This is a genomic window from Paraburkholderia sp. J63 (assembly GCF_905220245.1).
Classification (GTDB): Bacteria; Pseudomonadota; Gammaproteobacteria; order Burkholderiales; family Burkholderiaceae; genus Paraburkholderia.
In genome coordinates this window covers 31331-43870 of the sequence record NZ_CAJMZF010000057.1, presented here as the reverse complement: position 1 = coordinate 43870, position 12540 = coordinate 31331, and the positions used below count along the sequence as shown (strand labels likewise).

Sequence of the window (12540 nt, the reverse complement as noted above, 5' to 3'; positions counted from 1 at the left end):
AGATTGAGCACTACCCCTTTCTCACCCGGCAGGGCCACGAGCTGCGCGCCCTGCCCGAAGTGCGCCATCCTCGCCGCCAGCGCATACACCATCCACCGTGACGCCGGGGCCTGTGGGCCGATAGCCGTTTCCAGTGCGTGTGTGGAAACCTTCAGTTCACTGTCCCTGACCGCACCCAAGGTTGCATGCTGCGCGAGGCCCTTGAGGCGGCAGTGCCAGAAGTTGCGGATGCGCTTCGACTCCACCTGTTCAGCCTCGAGTAGCTGCGTCAGTGCATCCTCCACCTGGTCGGCTTCTGCCTCGATCCCGCGCAGCAGCCACGCCTGCCCGCGTAGCTTGCCGCGCTTTTCCCACATGAGCGGGTGCGAGCCAAGCAGCAGGGCGACCCCGAACTCGGAGAATTCCTGGGGTGCGTCCGGACCGCCGTCGTTCAGATGCCACGCGAGCACCAGGCGGTATTGCGGATTGGCGTCAGCGGGAAACCACTGCTCCGCAAACTTTGGCCCGGTGTCGGGCTGCATGCGGATGATGTGCGGATATCCTGGCAGCTCCAGTTTTTTCCAGACCTCGTTAATCACATCGGATGAGTTGTCGCGGTCGGCCTGCATCATGAGCTGGAACGACTCACTGCGCCTGGCCCCGGCCAGTTTCGGGGCGAGCGGACCAAGCAGCTTTTCCAGCAGGACGTGCAGCCGCGATTGCCCACCGTCCAGTTCTTCCAGCGCCATCACCTTGCCGGGGTTCTCGGGTGGCGTGCCGTCGAGTGCCAGCATGCGTTCGGCCAAGTCCGGTTCGGGCGCGAGCACCACGCTGTCGAGTACGGCTACGCCTGAGCGGCTGGAGCGTAGCCACGACCGCCTCCGCTCCCAGCCTTCCTGATTCGTCACGGCGGTCTCAAAAGCGTACTGTCCGTGCGCGCTGTGGTAGATGAACGCACAGATCGCCCCCGAAAAGACCGGCCCAAGCAGCAGAATGCCGCGCACGAATTCCCATGAGTTGACGGACTTGCCCTTGGGCCAGTTAACAATAGTCAGCCCGAAAGCAACACACTCCACGACAACAAACACTACGACGTATATCCAGAGAGGCGGCGGCTCGCCGGCCTCCCGTTCCTCCAGCATCGGCTCGTCCCATCGAAAGGTCATCGTTCCTCCGTATCAGCTCTCGTAAGTCCAGTCGCGCTGCGAGGCGATGAGCCGGGGCGGCGGATTGCAGCCGCAGCGGCAGAAGTCATTCTCCAGCGCAGGCAGCTTGTCATCGATGGCATCCTCGGGGCTACGCGGCCCGTTGGCCTCGATGCGCCCCACGGTCCCGCACGCGGGACACTGCACACGCGCACCGAGATAGCTCATGCCGCGCTCATCGATGCCCGTGTCATCGATGGCGTCAAGCACGGTGCCCTGTGCCGTGGTGCGGTCGAGCCGCAGAATGCAGGCGCGTTCAACCACGGGGCACCCCCACCCATTCCCATTTCGGGAAGTCGCCCTTGATGGAGGGCATCGTGTCCCCCCGGCGCAGCGTCACCATGTTCGCGAGCTGGTACTGGTATTCCTGTGAAAGCATCGAGTAACCAACCGACACGCGCGGCACCCAGCGCCCGCTGCGCGGACAGGCCACGCCGGGTTCACAGAACTGCTGCGTGCCGTCGATGAGGTCGAATGACCACTGCTTGACAGGCGTGGGCGCACTCGCCTCCCACACCCACTGCACCGGGCCGTCGATATTCGTGCCCATCGTGTACTCCGAGTCCATCGGCATCGTCACGGGTTCGGTCGTTGCTACGTCCCCGGCCTTGAATGGTTTCAGCAGCAGGCCGCGAGCGCTGCCGCTGGTGCGCACAGCACGATACAGCCCGTCTTCGGCAAACGTCTGCCCTGGCTTGACCGACCATTGGGACATGCGGGTTCGCTGGTACGCTTCCCACTGCTCACGCTCCTGCGGCGTTGAGGGGTAGTCGCGGTCAAAGGCCACGCGCGTCGGGTTCTTGTAGTCCGAATGGAAATCGACACGAATCAGACTGGACTCCAATCCGACGACCTTTATTTCCATGAATGCGCCAGCATTGAGATCGTAGGTGCCGGCAGTGAATTTCTGGATATGGGTAGTTTTTATTGTTACAACCACGATACTATGGGGCGCGACGGTGATTTCATCATCGGGAAACTGCGCTGGATTGGCAAGAGGCTGTCCAGCCAATGCAAAACCGATCCTTGACGACATGCCGTCACTTGAGTCCGTGACGGCCAAAATGTCCATGTACTTTCCAACTTTGGTCTCCCACTTGTCGGGTGTCTTGAATGTGATCGGGTAGTCGCCACTGTTGACGAACCTTAGCGATACCAGAAATCCATCGACAGCACGATTGATCGAAGCGAGTGAAAGATCGAGTTTCACGATCTTTCTTCCTTCCCGAACTCCCGCGCTTTTTAGTGAATCCACCAGATCAGCGATCTTGATCGCAACAGGACGACTGAAATTCCTCATCATGCCACTTCTCATCTTGCCATCGCATGTGGTGCCATATAGATCCGAGATTGGCACGTCGCTATTTGGGTCGTCTGGAGAGCACAGCAACTCCGCTAGCTTCTGGGCATCTTTTAGATTTTTATTGAGTAATTTCAACTCATATATTCCAACTCCGTTGATGTTCTTGTCTCCATCGGAATCGCCAATCAGAACGCTCAGAACGTCACCCGAGACCGTGATCTCATTGTTTCCATAGGCATTGAAACTGCCATCCGCAGCACCATTGGTTGTGTAGCTATATTGCATTGATTTATCCCCCGACTTTTCAGCCTCAGAATTTGCATCGTTTATAAATGCGAACAAGACAAGCGCGGCACAGCCTAAACATTGAGTCCATCGACTATGATTCATAACCAACCCTCCACAGCTTATTGGTCGCAAGTGAGTATTGACGTCGCACGTATTCCAGGTAGTAGGGTTTAATCTTGGCCGTAACCTGGCCGCCTTGAAGAGGCTCAACGGCACCGTAGCCCATCAGGTTTTTTGGCGAACTCCCTTGCCAAACCATAGTTCCAGTTTTCGCGTCAACCAGTGAGAAATCGATCTGCTCGTCCTTGATATACGATTCATGAATCCAACCGCCCTGATCGTAATATTCGTCGGGGAAGTTGAAATAGTGCCCGCACTCATGCGCCTCAACATTGGCGGCCGGGAGGTCGTGAATTACTTTATTGTCATCTCTGCTTTTTTGTCCTTCACCCCAAGCCGAAGTATCAGCACGAAGGACGAAGGGATAGAGGTGAAGCGAAACGTGCTCGCGGAATCCATTGATGGGCACGCCCTTGATCGACATACGAAGGTCGGCCCTGAATTTGACTTTCACCCGACATCCACACGCTGCGCCCTTGGAGCATCCGTCCAGAATTAACTTGTAGTTACCCTGATTCAACACAGCCTCGATGCGGCTTGTGAGTGCATTGATATCGTATTGGGCTCCGGGTGCTTCGCGATAGTCCATTTTTACGCCGTTGGCTGCAGAGCCAGGCGTCATTCTCCAATGGATTGGTGATTCATATGGGATCGTTTGTATCTGGGCGCTACTATCCCGATTCCCATTTGCATCAACTGGAAACAAGTCCATCGGAATCAACATCACCCGCACCGTGCAAGTAACGGTCTTGTCCTGCTCGCTGTATGAAAATTCAAAATTCGAATCCCTTGAACCGCCAGCTTTAAACCAGATCGATCCATCTTTACTTTTCCATGGGGATCTATCTTTCAGCCTGCCCCAATACGTTTTAGATTCGATATGCTGATTGACGTCTGCCTTCAGGTCCGCGCTCTTCCAGTCACAGGGAATGGCTTTTTCCAGCTTGATGGGGTCAGGGGTAACGTAGCTGAGTTTCTGGTCATCAGATCCAGACAATGCGACCTTGACCTTGGGAATATTCGGATCAACGTTCGACGGCTTCCCATCAAACGGCGAGAACTGCCCCATGGCCCCGGCGCTCTGCACCGGACCACCCGCAGAACCCGTCGAGCCAGGGAGTACCTGCCCCAGCGGCTGCATATCCTGCAATCCGCCACCACCCGCCGATGCCATCGACCCTGCATCGAGCATGGGTGCCGGTGCCACCGCTCCCGTATTCGCCAGTCCTTCCCACTGCGCCGGGTCCGGTGCGGGCGCGGGCTTGCCCGCGACGTCCTGGATGAAATTCGCATTCCTGCGCCACACCTCGCAGCCTGTCGTGAACGGCACGAACTGCGGCGCGAACGCCGCGCCGCCCAGGTCCATCTGTGCAGGTCCGATCTTCTTCAGGCCGGTCGTCCTGAACAGCGCGCCACCGCGCGAGCCGAACTCGATGCCGCCTGGCGAGAGCTTCATGTACGTGCCGCCCGCGTTCAGCACGATCTCCTTTGGAGACTTCACGTGCACCACGCCGTCCACCGTCTCCACCGTCATGTCACCCTGCGAGGCGAGCTGCATACGCCCGCGCTGGGCCTGTGCCACGAAGTCGCCCGCCGCCGTGATGAGGTTCATGCCCTTCTGCGAGAACAGCGACACCCAATCACGCGCCGCCACCGTGAAGCGCCTGAGCGTGCTGAAGTGCATGCCCTTCTTCGTGGTCGCCACGAGCGACCCATCGGCGGCCACGTGCATGCCATCGCCCGAGACAATCCCCACCGGCCCCGGTCCCGTGACCAGCACGCCAGGCTTCTTCAGCCCGTGCAGGCCATCGTCAATCGCCTTCTGCGCGTCCGTGTCCGCGGGCGTGGCTTTCGACGCGTCAGCCGAATCTGCAAGTGACTTGCTGAGTGCCTGGTGATCCTTGAGCTGGGCATCCGTCTCGTCCATGGCGAGCACCTTGCCCTGGCCGCCGCCCTGGTCGTAGGCCGCGACCATCACGCCCTTGCCGCCCCGGTTCACCAGGTACGCCGCCGTGCGCAACTCCACGCCGCGCCCGCGCTCCTTGAGTTCGCGATCCGGTATGTAGCCCATGCTCAACTGCGAACGGCCTTCTTCCTCTGTCCGCAGTTCGACGCCGCGCTGCCCCTCCCAATCCTCGAACCGCAGCTTGTTGCCCGAACGCGTGGCGATCTCGCCGCGCGACATGCGGCGGCGCGAGCTGTTGATGTGATCCGGGTTGACGGAATTTGGCAAAAACGCCAGTGCGAAGGGCTTGTTTGGATTGCCCTCGTAGAATCCCGCTATCCCCTGGTCGCCATCCACGGGCGGCAGGTTCAGGCCCGAACGGTCCTTGCTCGCGAAGGGCTTGGCCATGCGCAGCGGCACGCTCTCGCCGCCCTTCGGCCAGTTGCCGAAGTCGCAGTGAAAGCGCACGATGATCCGGCCTTCGTCATCCAGGTAGGGGTAGGTGTAGTCATTCGGTGACTTGACCGTGAAACCCAGCGTGTGCACACGGGGCCACTTCGACTCGTCTATGCCCATGCGATAGGGACGGCCTGCCGGAATCGCCTGGAAGGTATTGCGGTAGTTCTGGTTGCGCGCGCCGTGATGCACAACCTTGAATATGAACACGCCTTCCTTCATGTCGATCCCGGCCCCTTCTTCCGCTGCATAGTCGTCCAGCGTGTCGGGTTTCACGATGCAGCCGGGACGGACCGCGGGCATCGTGGACCGGGCCTTGCAAGTGACTTGCTGCGCACGCGCCGCTTCGTGCCGCAGCACGGCTGCGCGTTTCGCGCTGGCCGCGTCCTCGTGCTGCGTACCCCACACGTAGGGCGTGCCCAGCATCGTGTTATCGTCATCGCTGCTGAACTCGTCACGTGCACGGCCTTCCCCGCGGTACAGGGTGTACGCCTGGTCGGGGTTGTAGTCGGCCACGACAAAGGAATCCGGGACCGTCCGCGTCCTGAACTTCAGCGAGTAAATCGATTCCTCAAAAGTATGCAGGCCACTGCCAGGACGCTCCTTCAGTTCGATGGCCGGACGGGTATAGCCGTCGATATCGTCGGCTATGACCAGCACTTCGCCGTGCCGGTCAGTTTCCGTAAAGCAGAACAGCCCCGCCTGCTCCATTTCCAGACGGCAGTAGTCCTAATCGCCCATGTTGTACTGCATGCGGAACGCGTGTTTCGGGTGCTGCCGCCGCAACCGCGTCACCACCCGTATCCAGGGTTTCAGATCGGTACGCTTGATGACTTCCTGGATAATGTCGGCGGAGGTCTTGTTCTGGTACGTTGCGCAGTTGCTCGGACCGTCGAGCAACGCCAGAATCTGGTGGGCTACGACATGGTATGTACAGCCATCGCGCGAGCGGGACACCGAATCAAAACGCGAAACGAAGCACCAGAACTCGCGCAGCGGTGCGCCTTCCTCGGTCTGAAACCGGAGCTTCGCCCACTGTCCGAGGATATCCTTGCGCGACACCGGCCCTGAAGTTGAAACCAGCGCCTTGATCCGGTACGGCTTGCAGACTTCCTCATGTGCCTCCCATTCGACCACCGACAGCTCGGGCTTCACGCGTGGCTTGCGCCGATCTTCTTCGGGAATCCTGCCATCCTTGTAGCGCCGGATGATTTCCATATGGGCCGACTGCCTGCCCGTTACCAGCCTCGCACCACCGTCAGATTCCGCCATAGACATCCTCTTTGTATGTAGTCCTAAATCTGGAGCGTGTGAATGTCACGCAAATTGACAAATCTCCCCACGCTACCCGCATGCGCGGCGTCGCGCCTGGCGCAGCGTCAAGGATGCACGGCAATACCCACATGGCATAACAGCACCGACCTATGCGGCAGGACAAACATCCGGCACGGGTTCCAGGAAGGTCTGGGCGGAATCTTCGCGGCTGTAGTCGCGGGGGAAAATACGTGGGTGTGGCACGGCATCCGCTCCGGTTCAGGATCGGCCCGCTCGGCAACAGGGGAGTGCGCGTTCGCGGTCGCCGCAGGATTCGTTGCGCCTTACTCGGCATGACGACGTCATTCGGTCAACGACGCCATTTAAATTCGAGTTACTAACTATTTTTTTCGCGCGTCATTCGCTGAATACCTTTTCACTCCACTCGCTCCCGTCCAGACGCGACAAGGCCGGTTCTCTTGCAAGAACCGGCCTCATTCGATGTACCGACTGTTGGAGCAACGCCGATGTATCAACTCAGAGCCGCGCGAATTGCTGCGCTTCGCTCTTGCCGCTCCCAATACGGCGAGATTAGTCGCGCGGCAGGCTGTAAGGCGTGTAGTGCGAGCGGCGGATGCGTTCTGCTTCGCGGTGACGCGCTGCATACGAATATTCGACATCCATCGGCAGATACGGCGACGCGAAGAGATCGCTCACCTTTTGGAAAAGTGCAAGGATAAAGCTCATGGCGACTCCCGGTTAGACAAGATTTTAGGGTTTTCCCTAGGAACAAATGCATTATAGGGTTTTCCCTAGTCCAACACCAGTGCGATGCAACAAGAAATCTGCGGCACCGCGTCGCGGCTTGGCCGTTGGCCATCCATACGTTGCATCAAAACAACGGCTGGATGACCTTCAATTTAAGGGTCGAAACTGGATGGAAGCGCAGATCAGTTTTTCGCCGCAGCCTGGCGGGAGGACCTGGCGTGCCGCAAATGCGCCGCGGCGCGCGATGTGGCCTTCTCGGACGTTTTGGGCATCGTGGCCGCTCTTGCGGCATGGCGGGGCGGCGTTGCCGGCGGCGGCGGCGGTGCCGCTGCGGCCAAGGTAGCGGCCGGTGCAGCCAGGCGCGCCCCCATGTTGTCTAGCGCCACCTGCTGGTTCTGCATCAGCACGTCGAAACGCTGTTGCTGCGTTGCGGTATCGGCCGAGAGGCTCGCAAGCAAGAGCGTCTGCGCGATCGCCACGCCCGCCGTCACCACGAGCGCGGCAACGGCCGCCGTCAGCATCCACTTCGTCCTGCGCGTCTGGGCGGCCATCGCCGCGACGATCTCCGTGGGCAGCATCGCCACCGCGCGCCCGGCGTCGTGGCTCGCCGCGCGCTCGGGCACTTGGCCGTGGACCGCCGCGTCAACGTCGGCGGCATGCACCGTCGAGACCATGCGCGCGGCGTTGCCCGTGGCGCCCGTGGCCGCGTAGGAGAAGCCGTTTGCCGGCGGCAAGCCCGAGAGCACCGGTTCTTTGGCTGCGCCGTGCAAGCCACCGGGCGCGGTCACGGATTCGGAGGACGATGCGGCCCGCTCTGCGCCCTCGCCCTCCGTTACGGCAAGGGCTTGCGGCGCGTCGCCATGCACGCCCCCCGCCGCCTGGCCGTCCGGCTCGCCGTCAGTGCTCGCGGCATCTTCCATCGGTTCGGCTGTCACCGGCGTGCGTGCCGCACGCCGTGCGGTCGTCGCACGACCGCCCTTAGCGCCCGCGGCCTGCGCGGCATCGGCCACCTCAGCCGCTTCGTGCTCGCCCCCCGGCTCGGCGCCCGCGTCAAAAAGATCGAGCGTGAGCGCACTACCCGGCTCCGCCGCCGGGGCGTCCGCTGACAGGGTGACTTCGGTGTCGGGAGAAGGCGTCGGGTTTCGACGCCGGGACGACGCACTACGCGCAGTGCGTCCGATATTGGAAGGTCCGTTATCTGCGTGTTCGGCCATGGATCGACGATGAGACTCGCTTCAGGTGAACTCGCGTCGCGCGTCAGTCACGCCTGGCCGCAGCGTGACAGCCGCGTGTCGCTCCCCGGACGCGCGTATCCCAAAGCCGCGCGCCGCTGGTCAGGCATCTTAGCCGCAAACGATAAACCTGTGAGCCCCTCAAATATGAACCATGCGTGCCGCATCAGCCCTGCCCGTCTTCCTCGCGAAACTCCTTTACGACTGGCAAGCGCCGCAGCGCCGTGCAGATGGCCTCGTACTCCATCGACGAAACGCGGCTCAGCACGATCATCACTTCGTCGAGTTCGGGCGAATCGTCGTTCTGCTGCACCACGAACTGCTTCACGCGCGAGCTGGACGTGCCCAGCGCGCCGTGCAGCGAGTGGAACGTGAGCGCGCCGCGATCGACGAGCAGCGAAATGCGCCGGCGCTGCCGGAACGTGATGAAGCGCCGCTCGAGCGGCTTGATGCCCGCGAGGATGATGAGAATGATGATGGTCGCCGCGATCGCCGCGGTATAGAGGCCGCCGCCCACCGCGAGGCCGATGGCCGCCACCGACCACAGGCTCGCCGCCGTCGTCAGGCCGCGCACGATCTCGCCGCGCAGCAGGATCGAGCCGGCGCCGAGAAAGCCGATGCCGGAGACCACCTGGGCGGCCATCCGCGAGGGGTCGAGCACGACGTGCTCGCCGCCCAGCGCATCGGCAAAACCGAACGCGGAAACGATCATGATCAGTGCCGAACCCACGCACACGAGCATGTGCGTGCGCAACCCCGCGGCCCACGACAGACGTTCGCGCTCGATGCCGATCACGCTGCCGAGCAACGCGGCCAGCACGAGCCGCGAAATGAGTTCCCAATTGCCGAGCATGGTTGTCGCTCTCCTTGTTCTCGTGGATGTGTACCGCTTGCGCAGCCCATCCTGTTGTTGAAATGATCGCGGCGGGCGCCCCCCAGGTCCGTCCCGGCAGTCCTGGCGCTGGGGCGGCAAGCCGCCGCATGCGGTGCATCGTACGCCCCATAATCGAGACAGACTGGCCCCGGCGTACAATCGCGGACACCCTGTTTTCCTTGCGCCGACGCCTCTCGCGCCCAGGTCTTCCATGAACGCTCTCACCGCCGCAGCGAGCCTGCGCGACCATTTCGACCGCACGATCCTGCCATTGTGGCGCGGCCCCGGCTTCAACGCGACGCTGCGTCTACCGCATGAAGCGCTCGATGCATCGGGTACGGCGCCGCTGCCCGACACGCGCTATCGCGCGATGGCCTGCGCCCGCCAGCTCTTCGTGTTCTCGCAGGCAGGCGGGCCTGAGGCCGCGCATGCGCACACGCTCTTCGAATCGCTGCGCCACTTCTTTGCGGACCACGCGCACGGCGGATGGTTCTACAGCCTCGACGCCCAGGGCGCTCCGCTCGACACCACGAAGGACCTCTACACCCATGCGTTCGTGGTGTTCGCGTGCTCGGCCTATGGCCAGCGCTTCGGCGTGGCCGAGGCGCTCGACACGGCACGCGAAACGTCCGCGCTGATCCTGGATCGCTTCAAGGCGCACGACGGCTTGCTCAACGCGGCGCTCGATACGTCCTTCGCGAGCGTCGCGAGCGGGCCGCTGCAGAATCCGCTGATGCATCTGACCGAGGCGTGGCTCGTGGCCCGCGAGGCAAGTGGCGACGCCGCCTTCGACACGGCGATCACAAGCCTCGTCGAAGCGCTTGCACGCAATTTCCTGCACGCGGGCACGGGCTGTATCGCCGAACTGCCGCTCGGGACGGCGGACAACCGCCTCGAACCGGGACATCAGTTCGAATGGTTCTGGCTCGCGGCGCAGGCGGGCGCGCACCGGCTGGGGGCGTCCGGGCTTCAGGAGGCGCTCGCGCGCGCGTTCGTATTTGCAGTGAAGCACGGCGTGGACCCGGTCAGCGGCGCCGTCGCGGCGTCCTTCGACGAGCAGGGCCGCGTGATCGACGACACGCAGCGCATCTGGGCGCAAACGGAGTATCTGCGCGCGATCGCAACCCACGGCGATACCGTTGTGCGCGCAACGTTAGAAGTGCAGATCGGGAAATTTGCGCAGCGCTTTCTCACGCCGCAAGGCTGGGTGGAATGTAGAAACGCGGGCGGAGAGCTCGTCCGCGCGGACATGCCTTCGACCACGCCCTATCACCTGTTGACGGCGTATCGCGCGCTGCCGTAGCGCGCTGCCGCCCGCCGTTGCGGCGGACGGCCCCACGTCGATTGCATCGATTGCGCCGATCAAACCCGTCGGGATCGATCGGCGCAATCGGGCAAATCCAGCGAATCAACCCGCCGCCAGCAGCCCCGCCGGTTCCGCGCGCATCGCCGCCGCTTGCGCGAGGCCACGCCCTTCGGCCAGCACGGCCGGGGAAATCTCGAATGCCGCCACGGCCTCGGCCAGTTGCCGCGTCTGCTGATGCAGCGAAGCCGCCGCCGCCGCGGCCTCCTCAACGAGCGCCGCGTTTTGCTGCGTCATCTGATCCATCTGCGAAACGGCGGTATTTACCTGATCGATGCCCGCGCTCTGCTCGAGCGACGAGGCGCTGATGCCGGCCATCATCTGCGTGACGCGCGAGATCGACGTCGACACCTCGCGCATGGCCGAGCCCGCGCGCTCGACCAGCTCCGAGCCGCCGCGGATCTGCGCCACCGACTCGCTGATCAGCGTCTTGATCTCCTTGGCCGACTGCGCGCTGCGCTGCGCGAGCCCGCGCACCTCGCCCGCCACGACGGCGAAGCCGCGCCCCTGCTCGCCCGCGCGCGCCGCTTCCACGGCCGCGTTGAGCGCAAGGATGTTGGTCTGAAACGCAATCCCGTCGATCACGCCGATGATTTCCGCGATCTTGTCCGAGCTCTGCGCGATGCCATGCATGCGCTCGACCACCTCGCCCACCACGGCGCCGCCGCGCGCGGTCGCGTTGAGCGCCGCCTCGGCCAGCATGTTGGCCTCGCGCGCGTTCTCGGCGGTGTTGCGCACCGTGCCTGTGAGCTCTTCCATGCTGGCCGCCGTCTCTTCGAGCGAGGCCGCCTGCGACTCCGTGCGCGCCGAGAGATCGGCGTTGCCGGTCGCGATCTCGTCGGCGCCCACGTGGATCGAGCCCGCCACCTCGCGCACCGTGTGGACCGTGCGCGCGAGGCTCGCCTGCATCATCGCGAGATCGCGAAAGAGCAGGCCAATCTCGTTGTCGCCGCGCGCGGCCACGGTTTCGTTCAGGCGCCCGCGCGCGATGCGATCGAAGTGGCGGCCCGCTTCTTCGAGCGGCGCCACGACGCCCCGGCGCAGCGCGAAGTGCACGCCCGTGGCGAGCGCGATCAGCACGATCAGGATCGCGATGCCCACGCTCTGGAACAGCGCGAGACGCGTATCGATCGACGCGAGCGAGGCGTGGCTGGCCGCCGCGCTGAAGCGCGCGAATTCGTGCAGTTCGGCGAGATAGGCGTCCTGGTACGACTGCGTCGGCTGGTCGAGGAAGGCCTGGATGTTGTTCGCGTTGAGGTCGTCGATCAGCTCCGCGAGCGCCTTGTGATAGACCTGATAGCGCTGGCCGAGCGCCGCCACGCGTGCGCGGTCTTCGTCGTTGACGGTCTCGACCGCCGTGAGCTCGGCGAACGACTGGTCGGCCGCGCCCAGTTGCTCCTGCGCATGGTTGATGATGTCGGTCGGCGCCGCGCCGCCGCCGCGAATCAGGCGGGTGCCGGCGCGCGAGAGGTTGATGCGCGCGTCCATCAAATGCTGGGTGGCTTCGTTGGCGGCGCTCGCCTGGCGCAGCGCCACGCGCGAGAGATCCTTCACGTCGTCGTGCGTGCGGGTGAGGGCCCAGAAACCGAGCCCCTCGGTCACGAGCTGAAGCACGCAGAACGCGGCGAGAACACACAGAAGGCCGGATGCGACCTTGATCTTGCTGAACATCTTGAACACCTGGGATGGCAGTGAGTAGGTTCGGCGCGCGCGGGATAACGCGCGCACCCGCACGGGTTTACGGCCTCGCAAA

9 protein-coding genes and 1 pseudogene are annotated in these 12540 nt (G+C 63.0%); 1 reads left to right on the top strand and 9 read right to left on the bottom strand.

Going from position 1 to position 12540, the window contains the following annotated elements; all coding sequences use genetic code 11:
* The 8 genes and pseudogenes from U5775_RS35200 to U5775_RS35165 form a co-directional block, all read right to left on the bottom strand.
* A partial coding sequence (locus tag U5775_RS35200; RefSeq protein ID WP_322062743.1) for a hypothetical protein occupies nucleotides 1-1145 on the bottom strand: 1145 nt, incomplete at its 3' end.
* Nucleotides 1146-1157: 12 nt separating this feature from the next.
* Entirely contained in the window at nucleotides 1158-1448 is a 291-nt protein-coding gene (locus U5775_RS35195) for a PAAR domain-containing protein (RefSeq protein ID WP_322062742.1), read from the bottom strand.
* The gene (locus U5775_RS35190; RefSeq protein WP_322062741.1) at nucleotides 1441-2772 is read right to left on the bottom strand and encodes a hypothetical protein; all 1332 of its coding nucleotides are present in this window, start codon (nucleotides 2770-2772) and stop codon (nucleotides 1441-1443) included. The genes U5775_RS35195 and U5775_RS35190 overlap by 8 nt, the downstream gene beginning before the upstream one ends.
* 94 nt (nucleotides 2773-2866) lie before the next feature.
* Entirely contained in the window at nucleotides 2867-5080 is a 2214-nt protein-coding gene (locus U5775_RS35185; RefSeq protein WP_322062746.1) for a type VI secretion system Vgr family protein, read from the bottom strand.
* 399 nt (nucleotides 5081-5479) lie between these two features.
* A pseudogene (locus tag U5775_RS35180) lies at nucleotides 5480-6514 on the bottom strand (contractile injection system protein, VgrG/Pvc8 family); the annotation flags it as partial.
* Nucleotides 6515-7141: 627 nt separating this feature from the next.
* The gene (locus U5775_RS35175; protein WP_322062740.1) at nucleotides 7142-7297 is read right to left on the bottom strand and encodes a hypothetical protein; all 156 of its coding nucleotides are present in this window, start codon (nucleotides 7295-7297) and stop codon (nucleotides 7142-7144) included.
* 203 nt (nucleotides 7298-7500) lie between these two features.
* Nucleotides 7501-8532 (bottom strand): hypothetical protein, encoded by a 1032-nt coding sequence (locus tag U5775_RS35170; RefSeq protein ID WP_322062739.1) that lies wholly within the window; start codon nucleotides 8530-8532, stop codon nucleotides 7501-7503.
* A 184-nt stretch (nucleotides 8533-8716) separates the two neighbouring features.
* On the bottom strand, nucleotides 8717-9403 hold the full coding sequence (locus tag U5775_RS35165) for an MgtC/SapB family protein (RefSeq protein WP_322062738.1): 687 nt from the start codon (nucleotides 9401-9403) through the stop codon (nucleotides 8717-8719).
* A 232-nt stretch (nucleotides 9404-9635) separates the two neighbouring features.
* On the opposite strand from U5775_RS35165, the gene U5775_RS35160 reads away from it, so the two are divergent.
* Nucleotides 9636-10727, top strand: coding sequence for an AGE family epimerase/isomerase (locus U5775_RS35160; protein ID WP_322062737.1), 1092 nt, complete (start codon nucleotides 9636-9638; stop codon nucleotides 10725-10727).
* 105 nt (nucleotides 10728-10832) lie between these two features.
* Here the strand turns inward: U5775_RS35160 and U5775_RS35155 are convergent, their stop codons facing one another.
* Nucleotides 10833-12458 carry a methyl-accepting chemotaxis protein gene (locus U5775_RS35155; protein ID WP_322062736.1) on the bottom strand — a complete coding sequence of 542 codons (1626 nt, stop codon included), beginning with the start codon at nucleotides 12456-12458 and terminating at the stop codon, nucleotides 10833-10835.
* Nucleotides 12459-12540 lie beyond the last annotated feature (82 nt).